A 20543-nucleotide genomic window follows, 5' to 3' on the forward strand; every position below is an offset into this window, starting at 1 on the left:
CATGCTATCCAATTCCGATATTGAAGCGCTGGAAGACATACTGTTTGCCGACCCTTGGGGCGACGATGCTCTGGACTTCTTCGGCTTTCATGGGGTTGTCTGTGCCAGCGTCATCGGGCCTGCGAAACTGAGCGTGGAAACGGTGTTCCGCCTTGTAACAGGTACCGATGAAACACCCGGTGGCGGAATCCCGGACACGTTCCGCCAGTGCGTTACGCAACTGGCGGGAGACATGGTCAAAGCTCTCGATATGGGTCAGGCCATTGAGCTTCCCGAACCGGAAGATGGTGACCCAATGAACGCGTTAGAAAATTGGTGCGCGGGCTTTGTGGATACCTTCATGGAATATGAAGACGAGTGGCTGGATGCCGCGAGCGAAGAAGAAACTGCCGATCTGATGGTGCCGATGCTGACGTTGTCAGGCCTGTTCGACGATGAGGATTTTCAGAACGTTCGTAATAGTGAAAAGCTGTCGAGCCAAATGGCTGATGCCATCCCTGACTCATTGACTGACCTGTACCTGCTGTTTCACGCACCGGATTAAACCAGCGCGTTAATGTCAGGCACCTGCTTGAAATGATGCCAGACCGGCTCTAGCCCGTCTGGCATTTTTGTTACCCGCCCCAACTCGCACCAAGGCGCACCGGGAAAGTGGAAATCACTGCCCTGAGACGCGAGAAGCTTCTCTCGAATACACAATTCCGTCAGAAACCCGAGATCACCACTGGATTGCCCGGAGGTAATCACCTCAATGGCCTGCCCCCCAGCGCGGCGAAAATCCGCAGTCAGCTCCCGTAGCTTTGTTGCGGTAAGCTGGTATTTTCGCGGGTGGGCTAACACCGCAATACCGCCGGCCGAATTGATCCATTGCACAACTTCCTGTAGCTCCGGCCAATACGCCTTCACATCCCCAACCTTCCCTGCCCCCAGATGACGCTTAAACGCCTGCGCAGCGTTCTTGACGATACCAGACTCAACCATAACCCGTGCAAAGTGTGGTCGCCCTGGTACGTCCCCATTCGCCTGTACAGTTGCTCGCTCCAGGAGGTCCGGAATATTGAGCTTGCTTAGGCGCTCGGCAATCATAGCCGCGCGAGCCCAGCGATTACGGTTTTGCTGCTCCAATGCAGCGTGAAATGCACTGTTGTCGACATCAAAATCCACGCCGACGACGTGTATCGTGCGGCTGCGCCATAAGCAGGAAAGCTCAACACCGGGAATAAGCACGACCCCGTTGGCATTCGCCGCGACCTGCGCTTCGGCAAGCCCGCTAATTGTATCGTGGTCTGTAAGAGCCAGATGCGTCACTTTTTTCTCCGCAGCACGATCTAACAGTTCCGTGGGAGAAAGGGCGCCATCCGACGCAGTGCTGTGACAGTGTAGATCAATGCACAAAACAGGGTCTTGCGGTATAGTCACAAAAAATTTCCAATTGAAATGAGTGGCGGCGCGAATAGCAAGACAGGCTCGGCCAATTCAAACCAGCCAGAACGTACAGTGTACCAGCCCCACCACTCCATGCATTAATTTCCAAGACTGCCAAGGAACCGGAGCCCCGTATGTACTACGCCATTATCAGTGAAGATGTCGACAACAGCCTTCCGCTGCGCCAAACCGCAAGACCCGCACATATTGAACGGCTGCAGACGCTAAAAAAGGAGGGTAGACTTCTGATAGCTGGGCCGCATCCGGCCCTCGATACATCAGACCCTGGCGATGCCGGTTTTTCAGGCAGCCTTGTAGTGGCGGAATTCGATTCCCTTGCCGCAGCCCAGAGCTGGGCCGACAGCGATCCCTACATGGATGCTGGGGTTTACAGTAAAGTAACGGTTAAACCTTTTAAATTGGTTCTGCCCTAATGCTGCCGATACAGTTCGATGAGCTTATTGTAATGACAGCTCGCTTGAACAAGCGCATATCTGTGACAGAATTGCGGCTTTGACATAAACGAGCTTTTTCAACTGAATACTTCGGGAACCTTGCCAGTGACGCTTTTTCGCCTTGCCATCAGTGCGCTTTTTATTATCTCCTCCATCGCAACTGTTCAGGCGAAAACCGTCTGGGTAGATGACCAACTCTACTTGCCGGTCCGCTCCGGCGCTGGCTCCCAGTACCGCATTATTGAAAATGCCGTCCCCAGCGGCACAGCTCTGGAAGTTATCGAAACGTCCGATTCCGGCTATACGCGAGTGCGCACCCCGAAAGGCAATGACGGTTGGGTTTCCAGCCAGTACCTGAGCGATACACCCATTGCCGCAGACAGACTGAAAACTGTTAGCCGGCAACTCGAACAGGCACAAACCGAGTTGTCCGCTGTTAAGGAAAAACTGCAAGACGTATCCACCGAAAGAGACACTTTGAGTAACGCGGAGTCATCACTCTCTGCCCGTTCCGAAGAGTTGCAGAAAGAACTCAGGCGCATCAAAAACATAGCCGCAGACTCAATAAATCTGGTAAACCGCAACCGAGAATTACTGGAAGAAAACCAAAAACTGCGCAATGATCTGGAAGTATTGACAGCAGAGAACGAGCGGCTTGAGGCCAGCAATGACTCTGACATGATGCTTTTCGGTGGCGTTTTGGTGTTTGGTGGTGTATTTCTAGCACTGGTGATTCCAATGCTCAAACCTACAAGAAAAACCGATAACTGGGCGTGAATGTTATGAAGGACTATTCGGAAAAGCGCGATTTTCATCGCATGCAAGTTGAGTCAGACATCGAAATCACGGACAGCAAAGGCAAAACATTTTCAGGCACCTGCAAAGACCTAAGCGCGACGGGAATGCAGTTGCTTGTAAAGCAACCGGTAATGGTTGGAGAGGAGCTGAGAACCGTGCTTCACCCGAGCAGCGATCAATTCCCTCCACTTGAGACGATCTGCGAGGTAATACGGTGCGAACCAGAGGGTGACGGCTTTTTGTTGGGAACCAACATCAGCGAAGTCACCCGCTAGCTTCTTGCTTTAACAGGATCTAATAAAAGCTAAACCAAAGGCTTTTCTGACACCAGAATCCCGTTATTGTCAGCGTATACATAGTGACCCGGGCGGAAGGTCACTCCGTGGAAGGTTACCGGCACATCCAAATCGCCTAGGCCACGCTTTTCGCTTTTGCGAGGATAGGTCGCCAGCGCCTGAACCCCAAGATCTGTTTTCCCGATCTCGTCGACGTCCCGCACGCAGCCGTAGATGATCAGGCCAGCCCAGCCGTTACTGGCAGCCTTCTCGGCTAGCATATCGCCCAATAGCGCGTGGCGCATTGAACCGCCTCCGTCCACCACCATCACGCGACCTTTTCCCGGCAGACCGACTTGCTCCTTCACCACCGAGTTGTCTTCAAAGCACTTCACAGTGACGATTTCGCCACCGAACGCCTTTATCCCGCCGTAGTTATTGAAGCCGGGCGCAGCCACCTCAACTTCCGGAAACTCGTCACACAGATCCGGGGTAATAATTGTTGCCACCTTATCGCTCTCCTTATGTGCAGAAGTGAACTCAGTCGATTTTTTCGTCAGCCAAAAAGAACCAGGTATCCAGAACCGAATCCGGGTTGAGCGATACGGTATCAATACCCTGATCCATCAACCATTTTGCAAGATCCGGATGATCAGATGGCCCCTGACCGCAAATACCAATGTACTTACCCGCCTTTTTGCACGCCTGAATAGCGTTAGACAGAAGGATTTTTACGGCCTCATCGCGCTCATCGAACAAATGCGCAATGATGCCCGAATCGCGATCGAGGCCGAGGGTTAGCTGGGTCAGATCGTTGGAGCCGATGGAGAAGCCATCAAAGTGCTCAAGGAATTTCTCCGCCAGCAAAGCATTGCCCGGCAACTCGCACATCATGATCACACGCAGGCCATTTTCGCCACGTTTGAGGCCGTTTTCAGCCAGTAAGTTGACCACTTGCTCTGCTTCGCCCACGGTGCGTACAAAGGGCACCATAATCTCAACGTTGGTCAGGCCCATTTCATTGCGCACTCGCTTGAGAGCACGACACTCAAGCTCGAAACAGTCACGGAAAGTTTCAGAGATATAGCGAGAGGCTCCACGGAAGCCCAACATCGGGTTTTCTTCATCTGGCTCGTATAGGGTGCCACCAATCAGGTTGGCGTACTCGTTGGATTTGAAGTCAGACAGGCGCACTATGACCTTCTTCGGCGAAAATGCGGCGGCCAGAGTGGAAATCCCTTCAACCAGCTTATCTACATAGAAATCAACCGGTGAGCTGTAACCAGAGATGCGCTTTTCTACCGTTTGCTTGATGTCGCGGGGAAGGCCCTCAAAATTCAAAAGTGCCTTTGGGTGCACACCAATCATGCGGTTAATAATAAATTCAAGCCGTGCCAAGCCAACACCTTCGTTGGGCAGCGACTGAAAATCAAAGGCGCGATCCGGGTTACCCACGTTCATCATAATCTTGAACGGAATATTGGGCATGGAGTCTACAGTGTTTTCACGCAGCTCAAAGTCCAGCGCACCCTCGTAAATCAAGCCGGTATCACCTTCAGCACAGGACACCGTAACCTCTTGGCCGTCGTTCAATATCTCTGTCGCATCACCACAGCCCACAACCGCCGGGATTCCAAGCTCCCGTGCAATGATCGCTGCGTGGCAGGTACGGCCACCTCTATCGGTAATAATCGCGGATGCACGCTTCATAACAGGTTCCCAATCCGGATCTGTCATGTCAGTTACCAGTACATCACCATCTTGTACGCGGTCCATTTCCTTAATGCTGGTGATGATCTTGACTGGGCCAGCACCAATTTTGTGACCAATACTACGGCCTTCCACCAGCACTGTGCCGGTTTCATTGAGTAAGTAGCGCTCCATAACATTGGCTGACGCCCGGCTCTTAACCGTTTCCGGACGGGCCTGCACGATGTAGATTTTGCCATCGTCGCCATCTTTGGCCCACTCGATGTCCATCGGCCTTTTGTAATGCTTCTCGATGATCATGGCTTGCTTGGCAAGCTCTTCCACTTCTGCATCGGAAATGCAGAACCGGCCGCGCTCTTCCGGGTCTACCTTAACGGTCTCCACTAGCTGGCCGGTGCTCGGCTCCGAGTGGTAAATCATTTTGATGGCTTTGCTACCCAGGTTACGACGCAATACAGCGGGTCGGCCCGCCGCTAGGGTCGGCTTGTGGACATAGAATTCATCCGGGTTAACTGCTCCCTGAACCACTGTTTCACCAAGTCCGTAGGAGCCGGTGATAAACACAACATCGCGGAAACCTGACTCTGTATCCAGCGTGAACATGACACCGCTGGAAGCGGTTTCACTGCGCACCATTTTCTGGATGCCGGCAGACAAAGCCACAAGCTTGTGATCGAAACCGTGATGAACACGGTAAGAAATGGCGCGGTCATTAAACAGAGAGGCAAAAACCTCTTTCACCGAGGTGCGTACCTGCTCAAGCCCAACCACATTCAGAAAGGTTTCCTGCTGACCTGCGAAGGACGCATCCGGCAGATCTTCGGCGGTTGCGGAGGAGCGCACAGCCACGGCCATTTTATCGTTGCCGTTGAGCATTTGGCTGTAAGCTTCTTTAAGAGCAACTTCCAGCGCATCCGGGAAGGGTGTGTCGATAATCCACTGACGTATTTTGGCGCCAACACGGGCAAGCTCGTTCACGTCGTTAATATCGAGACTGTCGAGGAGGTTATCGATTTTATCCTTTAGGCCATCTTTGGCCAGAAACTCACGATAAGCATGGGCGGTGGTAGCGAAACCACCGGGAACGGTCACACCAGCGTTGGCGAGATTACTGATCATTTCACCGAGGGAGGCGTTTTTTCCACCTACCCGGTCAACATCGGACATTCCCAGATGATCAAACCAGATTATGTAATCTTCCAAAGCGTGTCTCCCTCTAATCTGTATGGCAAAGAATAAAACCGGGCTAGTGGTATCAAGTATTAAATGCGGACAACAACCACTGCGGAGTCTCGAACTTGGCGTGTATGATACTGTAACCTTCGGAATTTACCTAGGGAGCCTCCGAGAAAGTACACTCTACTTACTCGTGTCGGCCAAACAAAAACGCCCTGAAATTCGCCCCATACGGAACCGGAAAACCACCATGAAACGCACAGCCTTCTTTATTTCCGACGGCACCGGCCTTACCGCCGAGGCTCTTGGGCACAGCCTTTTAGCCCAGTTCGAAAAAATCGAATTCGAGAGAGTTACCGTACCCTATATTGACGATGTTGAAAAAGCCCGAAATATGGTCAAACGCATTAACAGTGCGGCTGAATATGATGGCGCCCGCCCTCTGGTATTCGACACCATAGTGGACAGCACGATTCGGGAAATCATTTCAGATGCGCAAGGCTTTATGGTTGATATCTTCGGAACGTTCCTTAGCCCTCTTGAGCAGGAACTGGAGTCGTCTTCGTCATATTCTGTTGGCAAATCCCACGCTATCAATAACGAAGGCGTGTACGAACGGCGCATACACGCCGTGAACTTTGCATTGGATAACGATGATGGCGCACGCACACGACACTATGATGAAGCAGACCTGATTCTGGTGGGCGCGTCCCGAAGTGGTAAAACCCCCACTTGCCTGTATCTAGCGCTTCAATATGGCGTAAAAGCAGCCAATTACCCGATTACCGAAGAAGATCTTCTGGATCAGCAAATGCCCAAAGCGCTTCGTCCCCATAAGGAAAAGATCTTCGGCCTAACAATCGAGCCCGAACGATTGGCTACCATACGTAACGAGCGGCGGCCCAACTCACGTTATTCGTCCATCCAGCAGTGCATGCACGAGATCGAAGAAATAGAGCTTATGTACCGGAGGGAGCGCATTCCGTTTCTAAATACCACAGCGTATTCTGTTGAAGAAATTTCAACACGCATCATGGTTTCCACAGGCCTGAAGCGGAACCGCTAAAGCGTAACCGGCTGGGCATGCAGGCAGGCCCTTACCGGCCCGCCTGCACTGCAACTTACAACTCCTGAATAGCCAGCCCTAGCCCTTCAACCAGAGCGCGGTTTTCCGGGCCGGTTACCACCGCTGTGCTTGCCTTTTCAGGCACAAGCCAAATTGCTGCTACGCGCTTGAGATCGTCAAGCGTCACTGACAACACCCGCTCGCGGAAGCGCGCACGCTGCTCCGGGCTGCGCCCAAACAACTTGTTGTGGAAAGCATGGCGTGCAGCACCAGCAGGCGAACGTGGCCGATCCAGCTGGCCGATTACTCCCAGAATAGACTCTTCCAGCTCTTGATACTCATGCTCCGTTTCCTGAAGCCACACCAGCGCCTTGTCGAAATCATCAAGGGTGTCCGCCAGGCGCGGATCACGATAAGAGAAAAAGCGGAAATTGCCATTCACACTGTCCTGAGACGCGCCGCCACCATAAGCACCGCCCTTCTCTCGGATTGCCCTATGCAAATAACCATTGCGCAAAAAACCACCAAGTACGGTAAGTGCAGCCGCATCCGGGTGATCAACGGGAACCGTGCTGTAGGCTCGCGCACAAAAGTTTACCTGAGTGGATGTAAGCCATGCTTCGCGGGTTTCAAAGTTCACCGGCTCCATCGTCCAGCGGGATGATTCATCGCCTGCATCGCCTTGCCAGCATGATTTGAGGTCGTCGATCAATGCGGGAAGCTGCTCTTCTTCGCCAATAACCAGAAACTCGCGAGCCTGCTGACGAATCCTGTCGTGCAGATTTGCCAGCTTGCGGCAGAAGGCTTCAAGTGCAGCTGGGTCTTTCAGGGACTGATCCAGCTCTTTGGTGCCACGAATTCCGGCCAAACCGCCCAGACGGAAAGATAGCCACGCCCCCGGGCTTGAGCCCTGAGCCGCAGCACCCATGGCCAGAGCATGACCGCTACCCGTTACCGCCTGCTCCCTGCGAGCGCGAATTTGGGAAATAATTTCCCGAATGCGATCGTGTTCGTCGAAACGGGCACTGGTATAAACGTCACGAAGCAACGTCGTCAGAGCCGTTCGGTTACGGGCTAGCGCTTTACCGCTGAAGATCATAAAGCCAGACAGGGTCTGGACATCGTCAATACGGCCTTTGGCGGTAAAAGATGCGCCAATGCCGCCGGATTCTGCCGAGATCCGATCCTGCATCTGTAGATAATCCAAGTCACCGCAGCCAACTTCGGAGATCAGCGCGCCGTAATACGGCAGGAGCAAAAGCTCGTCTTCAGTCAAGTCTGGCAGGGGCAGTACAATCTGTTCATAAATCAGCCCGTTGGTGCCACGAGCATAAACCGTTGCTGAAATGTCACCATCAAAGCGGGCATCCGGCTCTGGCATCTGCAATGGAACGTCCGTCAGATCCACTTTTGGCAAGATGGAATCGTCATCCTTGCGCATCTGGCGCTCTTCCAAGGCTTTCGCACGCTCAACAATGTGAGAGACTTCTTCGCTTGTAAGCTCAGCTTTGCGTTTCGCAAGAGCTTCACGAATAGCTTGCTGGCGTCGCGCGTCCAACTTGTCGTCCGGGCGCAGAGTGAGCGTAACCCGGTGCGGGTTATCCAGCAATTTGCGACGAATCAGATCCGGAATGTATTGCGGATCACGAATTTTTTCGCGCAGAGACGCAAGAACCGGCTCTAGATCCAGAAGTTCAACCGGATCCCCACCATGGACCATGGGAGCTATGGCACTCATGATCAGTTGCAGGCCATAAGGGAAGCTGTCCCCGGCGATCTCCCGCTGATGCAGTTCAAGCTGGTGAAGGATGGCTTCCAGACGCTCTTCACTGACACCTTCTTCAACCACTTTCTGAAGCGTGCCCTCAATCAGGGCCTCAAGATCTCTCTGCTTCTCCGGCTCACTCCCTTCAATGCCGCAAACAAACGTCATTTCCCGGTTGGAGTCTTCCAGCCCACACATGGGCGAAGGCGCACGACCAATATCAGTTGTCTCCAGCGCGCGCATTAGAGGTGATGCACTGTTTTCCAGCAGTACAGACGACAACAATTGGCCTTCCAGATTCTCTTGCAGGTCAAAACTATGGCCCAGCAGCCAACCCATAACAATGTGGGTTTTATCGGCCGTGCCTTCTCCCTCGTTCACGCCATAGCCCTGCTCCACACGCAGGGGCGCAAACATGCGCTTTTCATCGCGTACGGGCAGTTCAATGTCCAGTTTGTCGAAGCGCTTGAGAGCCAACTCTTCAAACCGTTCGTGGTGTTCGTGGGCTGGAATGTTGCCGTAAGTGGCAAAGATGGCGTTACTTGGATGGTAATGGTGCTTATAGAACCGAATAAGGTCGTCATAGCTCAAATCAACAATATGATCCGGCTCTCCGCCACTGTTGTAGTGGTAGGTTGTCGTCGGGAACAGGTGGCTGCTCAGATTCTGCCAAAGTTGAGAGGTTGCCGAACTCATGGCGCCTTTCATTTCGTTGTAAACAACGCCCTTGTATACCAGATCTGTGTTTGGATCATCCGGCTTCTCAAACTCCAGCCGATGCCCTTCCTGAGCGAAGTCTAGCGGGTCTAGTTTGGAGAAAAACACCGAATCCAGATAAACCGATAACAGGTTATCAAAATCCTTTCGATTCATGCTGGCAAAGGGGTAAGCCGTCCAGTCGCTGCTCGTAAACGCATTCATAAAGGTGTTCAAAGAGCGGCGGATCATCATAAAAAAAGGATCGCGAACCGGGTAACGCTCACTACCACACAACGCCGTATGTTCAAGAATATGGGCAACGCCGGTAGAATCCATGGGGAAGGTTCTTAGCGCCACAAAAAACACGTTTTCATCGTTATCCGCCGCGAGGTGGAGATGGCGGGCACCGGTTTTTCTATGGCGATACTCTTCTACGTTAAGATTAAGCGTATCAATCCGGTGACTGCGAAGCTTCTCAAAAGCCGGATGGGTTGCGTTATCGATCACTGCAGCCATTCAAACTATCCTATCTTTAAATAATTGGAGAATGACAGGGTAACACGTACTATCAGTTATCCTGTATCCGTCACCCCAGCGATAAAGGCATCTAACAGGAATATGAGCACATCGTCAGGCCCAGCAAATGCCAATCAGGCTCCCGAAGTCGCCGCCTACTGGGCAGAGCGCCGCCGGTATCTTGAACGCATCCGGAAATCCCCCGAGGTGCGGCAGCGCTTTTGGCGGGAAGTAGCTATCTATTTTGCGCGCCGCCTACTTTGGTCTTTCGGGTTCTTTCCAATCTTCATGGCTTTTTGGGTGCCTTTGGTGCTGTCCAGTTTCAACCCTGTTGTATTGGCTTCCGATTTGATCCCCCTGCTTCAGGATTTTGTAAGCGCCAACCCAGAGGTTCAAGCCACAACACTTAGCACCGTGGCCATTGCTTGGGTGTCGGTCGGCTTTTTCTTTCTGATTTTTGATTTTGTTCTTACACCGTTCAGGTCGCCTTACGAATATGAAGCCGACGTCTACATGAGGGCGTGGGAGCAGCTTAATCATGAACAACTTCCGGACAAAGTGTGATTTGGCCAGCATTCTCGCCAACTTCAAGCACTTTCAGTTACATATCTCCGCTCTCGCTGGGTAAGATGAATCTGCTACCGAATTCGTAGATTGCAGGATTAAGAGGTTCCGCCATGGTCGATTTCAGACCACTTTTGTTTTTGAATGCTCTGGCTCTTATGCTTCTGGTAACCGCCGGTTTCGCTGCTGTTCGTAGCGACCTGCCAGTCTCAGACGTTACCCAGAATACCGCGCAGCATGCCCCGGCCACACAAGAACCTGAGCCTGTGGAGCAAGACATAACGCCGGAAGTCGTTAGCGAACCGGTTGAGGCAGACAAGCCGGAACCTGTTGCGAAAGCACCAAAGCCAGCGCCAAACATTGAAACAATTGTTGAGACGCCTGAACCCGCACCTGAAACTGAAATAGTTGCAGAGGCTCCAGAAGAGGTTGAGGTTTCCCCCGCTCAACCGCCCGTAAACGCGGAACCTTTTAGTATTCCCGAACTCCCGGAAGAAACTCTGGTAGTGGCATCAGCAGAGCCGCCAGAGGCTATGACTGCCCAAACCACAGACACGGCCATTGCCGAAGCTAAGCCAAAACCCAAGCCAAAACCTGAGCCAGCCCCGAAAACAGGCTCTCTGACCCTGCGCTCGAATGTGGAGGGAGATCAGGTTGAAATTAACGGCAAGAACTACGGCGCAACACGCTTGGACTTGGAACTGGCACCCGGCAACTACGATATAACAATCAGCAAAGACGGCTTTAAGCCCTGGCAGCAAAGTGTTGCTCTCGATGCCGGTAATGAACTGACTCTGGTAGGCAAGCTAGAAGCCTATACCACCGTCAATTACCAGAACGGCAACTGGCGAGGCGGCGTAAAGACCGGTGACGGAACATACGAAGATAGCGATGGCCTGAGATATGAAGGCCAGTTCGTAGACGGCGCCTTTCACGGAACGGGCACTGCTTGGTACGCGGACGGTAGCCGTTACGAAGGTGATTGGGATAATGGCAAACGCGCTGGCGAAGGTGTTTGGCGCGATGCAGATGGCTCGCGCTATACCGGCCAATTCAAAGACGATGCTTTTTTTGGTCAGGGCACTCTCACGCTTGCCAATGGTGATATCCTAACCGGAGAGTGGGCACAGGGGCGGCTTAACGGCCATGGCTCGCTGGCAACCGCTGACGGCATGCTTTACGTAGGCGGCTTTCGCAACAGCGATTTTCATGGGCGTGGCACTCTAACCTACCCGGATGGCCGCCACTATGAGGGCAGCTTTTCCAACGGAGTTTTCCACGGCCGCGGCTCGGAAGTTTTCGCCAACGGTAAGAAATACGAAGGCGAGTATGTAGACGGCAAGTTTCACGGAAACGGCTTGTTGCGCAACCCGAATGGCAGCTCCATCGAGGCGACTTTTCGCTACGGTGAACCCTATGGCCAGGTTCGCCTGACCACCGCGGCCGGTGAAATTTTCACCGCCCGCACGACAGAGCCCGGCGTTTGTTATCGGGACAAAAGCTACCGGGCGACACAGTGCCCGAAACTGGAAGGCTGGTAGCTGTAGCAGTAAAACCAGCCCGATAACCAACGCGATTGATGTAACAGCTTGAGGTAGTAAGATGGCGATCAAGAATGCTCTTCTGGTGGATGACTCTAAGGTGGCCAGGTTTGCGCTGAGCAAACTGCTAGAAAGCCGCGACATGAACGTCAATATGGCGGGCTCTGCGGAAGAAGCCTTGGATTTCCTCAATAGCAACGAACATCCAGACGTCATCTTCATGGATCACCTGATGCCTGGTATGAACGGCGTAGAAGCTACCAAGGCCATCAAAAGCAATCCCGACACGGCCAGCATACCCATCATTATGTGCACGTCTCAAAAATCCTCTTCGTTCACTAAAGAAGCGAAGAATTTCGGGGTTTACAATATTCTGACTAAGCCAACCCAGCCTGATGGCCTTGGCTTGGTTCTCGAGCAGCTGGCAATTGATGTGAGCGAGGGCGCTCTACCAACCGCGCCTCTTGTTGATTCCGAACCTGAAGCGGAGAGCCTGTTCACAAGCATCCCAGAGGACGCATCGCTGGACATGCCTTCACGCCAGACAGAAAGCGAACCAGCTCTTAGTGATAGCAACTCGGCTACTAGTGTCCCGCTTACCAGCGATCTAATCGAACAAATTTCCCGATCTGCTGTGAAAACTCACGTGAACAATCGTCTCCACGAACTGCTCAGTTCTTTGTTTGATGAGCAATTCGACCATCTGAAGCGTGCGCTGGAAGAATCCCGAAGCAAGCAGGAAGCTATGATTGAAGAGCGCTTGGGCGCCATGAGCGGGGTGATAGAAGAGCGCACCCGGAACCTACGCGATGATGTAGCAGCGGAAGTAAACCTTAATCTGGGGCGCGAACTTGCGAACCTGAAAAAGGAGCTTTCCCGCAGCTCCGGCTTTACCAACGACCATTTGGCCGAGTTGAAGGATCACATTACCAGCGTACAAACAATCGACACCGAGTTTTGGCAAACCCTGCAATCGGAAGCTATTCAACAAGCCCACGAAATATCACGGGAGACTGCCGAAGATATTGCCCAACGCACGATCGACTTGTTCGTATCCCAACAGCGTTCTGCTTCCTCCAAGCTCTACACCGTTGGCCTTGCCGTAAGCCTTGGGGTATTCAGTTTGGGAATCGCCTGGCTTGCAGGCTTGTTTGGTTAAGCAACTCGCGAATCCTCACCCAATCCTCCGGTGTGTCTATGTCATCATGGACACCCGGAATGATAAGCCGAGTCGCATTCGCCTCCATCAACAAGCGACCAGCGCCCTGATCTCCCTCTAGCTCGAGCACCTGAGGCCATAACCAACGGGGCAGATACGCTGGCACACCTGGACGCCGCCCGTAATCAGCAGCAACCGGCAACTTGGGAAAACCTCTCGCTGCTTCACCAAACGCCCGAAGTGCGTCTTGGTCTAACAATGGTTGATCCGCAACCAACACAAAGACACCTTTTACCCGAGGGCCAAGGCTTCGGATACCTGCCGCCAACGAAGCCGACATACCTTCGCGCCAGTCAGCCACAGGCACCCAACGAGACGGCTGCACACGGCAACGAAAACGTATCAATGGGTACCAGGCGCCACAAACAACGCGCACATCTCGGCTAAGCACCCTGCCCTGCCCAATGGCGCAATCCAGCAGAGTTTGCCCCCCACCAACATGACCACTGAGGCTTAACATAGCTTTAGGGCGCCCAAACCGGCTGGATGCACCGGCAGCAAGAATAAGTGCCGGAAACTCCTGATCGATGTCATGGCAAGAGGCCGCTATGATGTCTCTCCTGATATAAAGATGAAAATGAAAAGAGTGGCAGGAAATGGCGTGTGCTAATTGCGTGACAAGACACTCGCCCATGGATTTTTGCTAGAATCTCCCCATCATTCAACCCTACCCGCCCGGAAATTTGATGAACCACCTGTTTGTAGACAACCTCACTGTTATTGACTTTGCTTATCTGGATCCCACCCGCGGATTAGTCGGGGAAAGCTGGATTGCAGACGTGGTGCTAGGAGGCGAGCTTGATGATCAGGGTATGGTATTCGATTTCAGCAATGTGAAGCGCACCATAAAGCGCATCATAGACGAGCGCGTGGATCACCGGCTGGTTATACCCCGAGGCTACGAGGGCTTATCCTGGAATCAGGACACGCCTGACACTTTTATCTGGAACCTTACCGACGGTAGCCACATCATTCATCGCTCTCCCGACGAAGCCGTTGTTTGGCTTTCTTCAGACCGGGTTACACCGTCAGCCGTGGCTACCCTACTTGAGCGTGAGCTTTTGGCGGTGCTACCTGCAAACGTCACGTCGGTACAAATTAGCCTTCGAGAAGACACCATAGAGGGCGCTTACTATCATTATGTTCACGGCCTTAAAAAGCACTTGGGCAACTGTCAACGCATAGCCCACGGCCACCGCTCGCCGATTCGTATTGATCGCAATGGCAAACGCGATGAAGTGCTGGAGCGTTCTTGGGCAAAGCTGTGGGAGGACATCTACGTCGGTTCTGAAGAGGATGTAGTGCGTCGCTATGTTAAAGAAGATGGGACGGCTTACATAACCTTCGAGTACGAGGCCAATCAAGGCGAGTTTGCGCTTACCCTGCCTGAGAAGCGGGTTTACATGATGAGCACTGATACCACTGTCGAATTAATCGCTGCACACATCGCCAGCCAGCTGAAATCGGAACTTCCTTCAGACACAATTCTGGTCAAAGCCTACGAAGGCGTAGGAAAAGGCGCCATAGCCTCTCGCTAAAACAAAGGCTCAGGAAACAGGCCACTCCCAAGCTTAGTGAGCAGGGCGCCACCTCCCAAAACTGTGTGTTGCCATGGATGGCAACACCAAGCCCCCATGGACGGGTTCACGGCGTGTTTTGGGAGGTGGCGCCCTGCTCACGGTCCGAGGCACAAAACTAGACTTAACTTTTATCCAGACACAAAAAAACCGCCCGAAGGCGGTTTTTTTGATGGCTATCCGGTGGACTAAACCGTCAAGCCGTATTGGCGTCCCCTAGGGGGTTCGAACCCCTGTTGCCGCCGTGAAAGGGCGGAGTCCTAGGCCACTAGACGAAGGGGACTAGAAATTGGTGGAGCCAGACGGGATCGAACCGTCGACCTCAACACTGCCAGTGTTGCGCTCTCCCAGCTGAGCTATGGCCCCCAACGGCTGCGTATATTAAGGATCCGCCCTATGGGCGTCAACCTTTTGCCGTACTTTTTTTCGGTTTTCTGAACTTCCCTGTCCAGACCGCTTACTTCTTCGCCAAAGTGATCATTAAGCACCCAGCGCGGCGTACTCTTTCTCCACCTTTTTGGTTTCCTTCTTGGAGAAGCCTCCCAGCACCTCCAAAGCCTGGCGCAAACGGGCACGGGTCATATCTGGGCCGAGCATTTCCATGGAATCCATAACCGACCAGGAGTTTGGCGTACCGGCGATGGCCACAAATACAGAGAACATAAAATCACCCATTTTCAAATCCATGGCTTTGGCCAAAAACTTGATATCGGCGAAAATAGTTTCCTTGCTCCAATGACGCTGCGCTTCGAGCTTCCACAAGGTGAACTGGAGCACACGCTTAATCTGCCCTTCTTCCAGCTTATTGTGTGCAAAGTCTTCCGGCTTTAACCCAAGCATGCCAGAGAACATAAACTGAGCCATGGGTGCTACGTCGGAGAATACGTCTGCCCGACCCTTTATGTGAGGCACCAGCGCCTTAAGGGCGTCTTTGTTGAACCACCATTGGCTCATACGCTCGATAAACTGATCTTCTGTCAACTCATCCCGCAGCCACTGCCCGTTAAGCCAGCGCAGCTTCTCCACATCGAAAACGGGACCGCCAAGAGACACACGCTGAATATCAAAGTTCTCGATCATTTCATCCAAGGTGAACTTTTCACGCTCATCGGGCATGGACCAACCCATACGGCCAAGGTAGTTGGTAACAGCTTCCGGCAAAAAGCCCATGCGCTCGTAAAAGTTAATACTGGTGGGGTTCTTGCGCTTCGACAGCTTGCTTTTATCGGGATTACGCAACAGCGGTAGATGGCATAGCACCGGCATATCCCAACCGAAGTACTCGTACAGCAGCTTATGCTTGGGTGCAGAGTTGATCCACTCCTCACCGCGCAACACGTGGGTGATTTCCATCAAATGGTCGTCGACCACATTGGCAAGATGGTAAGTCGGCATACCATCGGATTTCAGCAATATCTGGCAATCTACCTGAGCCCAGTCGATTTCAATGGTGCCCCGGAGCATGTCGTCAATTTCGCAAATGCCTTCATCCGGCACCTTCATACGAATCACGTAAGACTCACCCGCATCCAAGCGGCGCTTCACTTCTTCTTGGGAAAGCTCCAAATTTCCTTTGATGCCGGGGTTCAAGCCCTGCGCTTTGCGCTCCTCTCGGATAACATCCAATTCTTCCGGGGTGCGGAAGCAATAGAATGCATGGCCTGCTGTCACCAAATCTTCAGCATACTGGCTATAGGAATGCTTGCGTTCAGACTGGCGATACGGCCCATGGGGACCACCTACATCTGGGCCTTCATCCCAATTAAGACCAAGCCAACGCAGCGCCCCGAGAATATCCTGTTCGGATTCTGCGGTACTGCGGGCTTGGTCGGTATCTTCAATACGCAGGATGAATTGCCCGCCGTGCTGCCGGGCAAAACACAAGTTGAATAGTGCCACGTAGGCGGTACCAACGTGTGGATCACCGGTGGGTGATGGGGCAATTCGGGTACGTACAGTCATGAAACCTTCCTGTAATCGGTGGCCGTTTAGTTAACCCGGTATTATACCGGCCCGAGCGTTATTTCCCATGGGCACCACGCGTATCATCATGCTAATTCTCTAAACCCATTTTAGGTTTTGCGATTACTCGCCCTTTAGTGTTACATTATAACATTGCAAGCAGTAATCAGGACTTAAACCAGTTATGCGTATTATCAACACAGCCCTTTCGTTAACCCTAGGCGCCAGTGCCCTTCTGTATGGCAGCACCGTCGTTGCCGATACACGCGTGCTGGCCTCCATCAAGCCACTGGAACTCTTGGTGCGCGCCATTGCGACCGAAGGCACACAAACCACCACATTGGTCCCTCCCGGCGCGAGCCCACACAATTACTCAATGGCGCCATCCAAGCGCAGGGCGCTGGAAAACTCTGACGTTATTTTCTGGGTCGGGCCGGGTATGGAAACGTTTTTAACCCGCCTTTTAACAGGCAGTGAGTTTGGTGAGCGCTCCGTTGCTCTCATGGGCGAAACTACCAACACGGGCGCTAGTGAAAATGTGAGCATGATTCAAGATCACGAAGACACACATCATGCTCACGAACCCCAGGGGCAAGACCACGAGCACGACCACAACCACGGTGATGGCGAAGGTGCTGGACAGGACCCGCACGTCTGGGTAGACCCACACATGGCGCTTACCATGGCAGAGGCCATTCGGGATGCTTTAGCGCGCCTAGACGGAGCAGACAAACCGGCTCTGGATCGCAACCTTAGAGCCTTTGAATCCTCCATTGCCGCGAAAGAAATGGAAATCCGCAAGCAATTGGAGCCGGTGCAAGATATCAGCCTATTCGCGTATCACAGTGCTTTCATTCGATTCGCCGAACACTACAACTTAAAGGTTGAAGGCGTGCTCACACTCAACCCGGAGCGCTCACCGGGTGCCCGGCATATTGCAGAAGTTCAAGCAAGCCTGCGCAGCGCGAATCACCCTTGCTTGCTGACAGAGCCACAATTCAACCGGCAATGGTGGCGATCCATTACTCAGGGGCTAGACGTGACCTTCAGCACCTGGGACCCGCTGGCCACCGGTATTGAAGCATCGGCAGACGGCTATGCGGCTTTTCAGCAAAGCATCGCGGACGCTGTGCTCAAGTGTCTACCAGAGAATGCTCAGCATTAACGGAATGGACACCATAGCCAGAAGCGTCTGGCCACTGATAATACCCGCCATCAACGGCGCATCGCCGCCTAACTGCCTAGCTAAAATGTAGGCAGAGGTGGCGGTTGGGAGGGTGGCCAGCACAACCGCCACCTGAACCAATGTGCCGTTGAGGCCCAGAAGAACCGCAAGCCCAGTGGCCATCAGTGGAAACAATAGCAATTTCAATACGGACGACACCACAAACGGTACAGATCCGCCTCGCAAGGCTTTTAGTTGCAGGCCAGCGCCAACCGTCATCAGCCCCATCGGCAAGGCCAGATTACTCAGTGGCTCAAGCGTTCCCGCAAGAAGCGGGTGAAAACCAATCTCAAAATAGCTCCAAATTACCCCGAGAACCGACCCTATAATCAGTGGGTTTGATGCAATGGCCCGCAGCACAGGCCCCAACCGTGCAGGGCCGTCTGTGGTCACCAGAGAAAACATGAGAATGCACAGCAAATTTATCAGCGGCACCATAACGGCAACCGCAATTGCGGTGAGTGACAGCCCGTCATCACCAAGAAGCATACCCCCTGCCGCAAGCCCCACGTAGGAGTTAAACCGGATAGCGCCCTGATAAACAGAGGAGAATACTGGCCCGCTCCAACGCCAGAAAAACTGCGTAACAGCCAGCACCAGTGTCATCGCCAGCAGCATAGAGCCAATCAACAGAGCCGTTTCGCCGTAGGCGGAAGCAGGCAAGCGGGCCTGCCCAAGCTTGAAAACCAGCATAGCGGGAAAGAGCACGTAATAGGTAAACCGCTCGGCCTGGGGCCAAAACTCAACAGAAGGGAAAGCCCAACGCCTGAACAGGTGCCCCAATACAATCAGCGCAAAAACAGGCACCAGCGCCTGAACCATAACCGGCATACCAAATACTCCAGCATCGTTTACTTATAACGGACAGCTATCCCGAAGCTTAACCGAATAGTCTTGGAGCATATCAGACGGAACACTAGTGGTCATGGCGTACCAACCCTGCCAAAATAATTGCCGCACTGCTGCCAGATTACCGTCTCAAACCACACTCAGCCGCAAGGAGAGCCCATGCAACCCGAGCCTAAATCCGAACAAGGTAAGGCAACCCGAATCATTCACAACCGCCGCCATAAGGACAGCTTTGGCAGCCCTTATTCACCGGTTTATAACACCACCACCTACCGGTTCGCAGATACGGCTTCTTTGCAGGAGGTGATTGAGGGTCGCACGCCAGGCAATCTTTACACCCGATGGGGCAGCAATCCCACGATTCAGGAGTTGGAGCAAGGTTTAGCTAGCCTTGAGGGTGCAGAAGATGCGCTTGCCTTTGCCTCGGGCATGGCAGCCATTTCCGCAACGCTCTTCGCCCATGGCCGCCATGGCATTGTGTGTGTTGGAGATCTTTACGGCGGCACACAGGAATTGCTGACTAAACATCTCGAGCCCCTTGGCATTCCGGTAACCTTCCTCTTGAAACATGAGCCGGAGCAGCTTGCCAAGGCTCTGAATAAGCCCGGCATGCTGGTGTATTGCGAATCGCCTGCCAACCCGACGTTGAGCGTACTGGACCTCAAGACATTGGCGCAGCAAGCCCACGCCAAGGGCGCCCTTTTAGCCGTTGACAACACCTTTGCCTCGCCGATCAATCAGCGACCACTGGCATTGGGTGCTGACTTGAGCCTCCACAGTGCGAGCAAGTTTCTTGGAGGCCACAGTGATATCACGGCTGGCGCAGTAATGGCGTCCGCGGACCGAATCAAGCCCATTGGCTTGTGGCGAAAAAACCTCGGCCAGATTATCGCGCCGGAAACCGCCGCCCTTCTCTCTAGAAGTTTGAGAACGCTACCTCTGCGGGTAAGGCAACACAACGAGAATGCCATGGCCGTTGCCCGCGCTATGGAAGCCCACCCGGCAATAAAACGAGTGCTTTACCCGGGGCTGCCTGATTTTGACGGCCACAATCTAGCGGCGCAGCAAATGGACGGATTCGGCGGAGTGTTGACGATTGAGCTCAAAGGAGGACGGGAACAGGCCGTTAAAGTCGCCGACAGCCTGAGGGTTTTCCTACTAGCCACCAGTCTGGGCGGAGTAGAAAGTCTCGTTTCCCAGCCCTGCGCTACCAGCCACCACGGCATCAGCCAAGAGGAGCGTGAACGCCGTGGCATAACCGACAGCATGCTGCGACTGTCTGTGGGGCTGGAAGATGCGCAAGATTTGATCGCCGATCTTGAACAGGCGCTGAGCCAGTTATAAATCGCCGCTATTGAGGAAGTCGCGAAGGGCTGCAGCGTTATTATGCTCTGTGTCCTTCGCAGCGAACACCAAGGTTATGCGTTTGTGTTCTTTCACTATCGACTGCAGCTCTTTCAGATCGTCAGCAGCCTCGGTTTTCTCGAGTTCTTTCAGATACCTCTGGCGAAATTCCTCCCATTTTTCAGGGTCGTGCCCAAACCATTTTCGCAGGTCGGTAGAAGGTGCCAACCCTTTCAGCCAAGCTTCAAGCTCTGCATCTTCCTTCGCAACACCACGAGGCCATATTCTGTCGACTAGAATACGCGGGCCGTCAGAGCGGGCGGCGTCTTCGTAAGCTCTCTTGATTCGAATATCCATCTTCAAGCCTCCGTTTATCG

Annotated in this window: 19 protein-coding genes and 2 tRNA genes; 11 read left to right on the plus strand and 10 right to left on the minus strand. The window is 53.2% G+C overall.

Features of this window, described 5'->3' with window-relative positions:
- The first annotated feature begins 1 nt into the window (after nt 1).
- Entirely contained in the window at nt 2-544 is a 543-nt protein-coding gene (locus tag FE845_RS01750; RefSeq protein WP_200361420.1) for a YecA family protein, read from the plus strand.
- On the opposite strand, the gene FE845_RS01755 is transcribed toward FE845_RS01750, so the two are convergent.
- Nucleotides 541-1419: a PHP domain-containing protein gene (locus FE845_RS01755; protein ID WP_200361422.1), complete on the minus strand. Its 879-nt coding sequence runs from the start codon at nt 1417-1419 to the stop codon at nt 541-543. The genes FE845_RS01750 and FE845_RS01755 overlap by 4 nt on opposite strands.
- Nucleotides 1420-1559: 140 nt before the next feature.
- Here FE845_RS01755 and FE845_RS01760 point away from each other — a divergent pair, with 140 nt between their 5' ends.
- The 3 genes from FE845_RS01760 to FE845_RS01770 all read left to right on the plus strand — a co-directional run bounded on the left by FE845_RS01760 (nt 1560) and on the right by FE845_RS01770 (nt 2953).
- Entirely contained in the window at nt 1560-1859 is a 300-nt protein-coding gene (locus FE845_RS01760) for a YciI family protein (protein WP_200361424.1), read from the plus strand.
- 126 nt (nt 1860-1985) lie between these two features.
- Nucleotides 1986-2657 (plus strand): TIGR04211 family SH3 domain-containing protein, encoded by a 672-nt coding sequence (locus FE845_RS01765; RefSeq protein ID WP_200361426.1) that lies wholly within the window; start codon nt 1986-1988, stop codon nt 2655-2657.
- Between the two features lie 5 nt (nt 2658-2662).
- Nucleotides 2663-2953, plus strand: coding sequence for a PilZ domain-containing protein (locus FE845_RS01770; protein WP_200361428.1), 291 nt, complete (start codon nt 2663-2665; stop codon nt 2951-2953).
- A 29-nt stretch (nt 2954-2982) separates the two neighbouring features.
- Here FE845_RS01770 and rraA read toward each other — a convergent pair whose 3' ends face one another.
- Together rraA and ppsA are read right to left on the minus strand one after the other, a co-directional pair.
- The gene (gene rraA / locus FE845_RS01775) at nt 2983-3462 is read right to left on the minus strand and encodes a ribonuclease E activity regulator RraA (protein WP_200361430.1); all 480 of its coding nucleotides are present in this window, start codon (nt 3460-3462) and stop codon (nt 2983-2985) included.
- A 31-nt stretch (nt 3463-3493) separates the two neighbouring features.
- Complete coding sequence (ppsA, locus tag FE845_RS01780) at nt 3494-5866, minus strand: phosphoenolpyruvate synthase (protein WP_200361432.1); 2373 nt, start codon at nt 5864-5866, stop codon at nt 3494-3496.
- A 223-nt stretch (nt 5867-6089) separates the two neighbouring features.
- On the opposite strand from ppsA, the gene FE845_RS01785 reads away from it, so the two are divergent.
- The gene (locus tag FE845_RS01785) at nt 6090-6905 is read left to right on the plus strand and encodes a pyruvate, water dikinase regulatory protein (RefSeq protein ID WP_200361434.1); all 816 of its coding nucleotides are present in this window, start codon (nt 6090-6092) and stop codon (nt 6903-6905) included.
- A 55-nt stretch (nt 6906-6960) separates the two neighbouring features.
- On the opposite strand, the gene FE845_RS01790 is transcribed toward FE845_RS01785, so the two are convergent.
- Nucleotides 6961-9885: an insulinase family protein gene (locus FE845_RS01790; protein WP_200361436.1), complete on the minus strand. Its 2925-nt coding sequence runs from the start codon at nt 9883-9885 to the stop codon at nt 6961-6963.
- 102 nt (nt 9886-9987) lie between these two features.
- Here FE845_RS01790 and FE845_RS01795 point away from each other — a divergent pair, with 102 nt between their 5' ends.
- From FE845_RS01795 to FE845_RS01805, 3 genes are all read left to right on the plus strand, one after another.
- Nucleotides 9988-10449 carry a hypothetical protein gene (locus FE845_RS01795; RefSeq protein ID WP_200361438.1) on the plus strand — a complete coding sequence of 154 codons (462 nt, stop codon included), beginning with the start codon at nt 9988-9990 and terminating at the stop codon, nt 10447-10449.
- A gap of 113 nt (nt 10450-10562) precedes the next feature.
- Nucleotides 10563-11990 carry a PEGA domain-containing protein gene (locus FE845_RS01800; RefSeq protein WP_200361440.1) on the plus strand — a complete coding sequence of 476 codons (1428 nt, stop codon included), beginning with the start codon at nt 10563-10565 and terminating at the stop codon, nt 11988-11990.
- Between the two features lie 61 nt (nt 11991-12051).
- Entirely contained in the window at nt 12052-13149 is a 1098-nt protein-coding gene (locus FE845_RS01805) for a response regulator (RefSeq protein WP_200361442.1), read from the plus strand.
- Here FE845_RS01805 and FE845_RS01810 read toward each other — a convergent pair.
- Complete coding sequence (locus FE845_RS01810) at nt 13109-13843, minus strand: NTP transferase domain-containing protein (protein WP_200361444.1); 735 nt, start codon at nt 13841-13843, stop codon at nt 13109-13111. The genes FE845_RS01805 and FE845_RS01810 overlap by 41 nt on opposite strands.
- A 52-nt stretch (nt 13844-13895) precedes the next feature.
- Between FE845_RS01810 and FE845_RS01815 the strand changes: the two genes are divergently transcribed.
- Nucleotides 13896-14747, plus strand: a complete 852-nt coding sequence (locus tag FE845_RS01815) for a 6-carboxytetrahydropterin synthase (RefSeq protein ID WP_200361446.1) — start codon at nt 13896-13898, stop codon at nt 14745-14747.
- A 246-nt stretch (nt 14748-14993) separates the two neighbouring features.
- Here FE845_RS01815 and FE845_RS01820 read toward each other — a convergent pair.
- From FE845_RS01820 to gltX, 3 genes are all read right to left on the minus strand, one after another.
- Nucleotides 14994-15069: transfer RNA gene (locus tag FE845_RS01820), tRNA-Glu, on the minus strand.
- Between the two features lie 7 nt (nt 15070-15076).
- Nucleotides 15077-15152: transfer RNA gene (locus tag FE845_RS01825), tRNA-Ala, on the minus strand.
- Nucleotides 15153-15266: 114 nt separating this feature from the next.
- Nucleotides 15267-16748 carry a glutamate--tRNA ligase gene (gene gltX / locus FE845_RS01830; protein ID WP_200361449.1) on the minus strand — a complete coding sequence of 494 codons (1482 nt, stop codon included), beginning with the start codon at nt 16746-16748 and terminating at the stop codon, nt 15267-15269.
- A gap of 184 nt (nt 16749-16932) precedes the next feature.
- On the opposite strand from gltX, the gene FE845_RS01835 reads away from it, so the two are divergent.
- Entirely contained in the window at nt 16933-17913 is a 981-nt protein-coding gene (locus FE845_RS01835; protein ID WP_200361457.1) for a zinc ABC transporter substrate-binding protein, read from the plus strand.
- Here FE845_RS01835 and FE845_RS01840 read toward each other — a convergent pair.
- Complete coding sequence (locus FE845_RS01840) at nt 17890-18804, minus strand: AEC family transporter (protein ID WP_200361459.1); 915 nt, start codon at nt 18802-18804, stop codon at nt 17890-17892. The genes FE845_RS01835 and FE845_RS01840 overlap by 24 nt on opposite strands.
- A gap of 177 nt (nt 18805-18981) precedes the next feature.
- On the opposite strand from FE845_RS01840, the gene FE845_RS01845 reads away from it, so the two are divergent.
- A complete protein-coding gene (locus tag FE845_RS01845; protein ID WP_200361461.1) occupies nt 18982-20166 on the plus strand; it encodes a trans-sulfuration enzyme family protein in 1185 nt (394 codons plus the stop codon).
- Here FE845_RS01845 and FE845_RS01850 read toward each other — a convergent pair.
- Complete coding sequence (locus FE845_RS01850) at nt 20161-20523, minus strand: DUF488 domain-containing protein (protein ID WP_200361470.1); 363 nt, start codon at nt 20521-20523, stop codon at nt 20161-20163. The genes FE845_RS01845 and FE845_RS01850 overlap by 6 nt on opposite strands.
- Nucleotides 20524-20543: the final 20 nt, after the last annotated feature.

Source organism: Marinobacter sp. 1-4A (assembly GCF_016597725.1).
In the GTDB taxonomy this organism is placed as follows: domain Bacteria; phylum Pseudomonadota; class Gammaproteobacteria; order Pseudomonadales; family Oleiphilaceae; genus Marinobacter.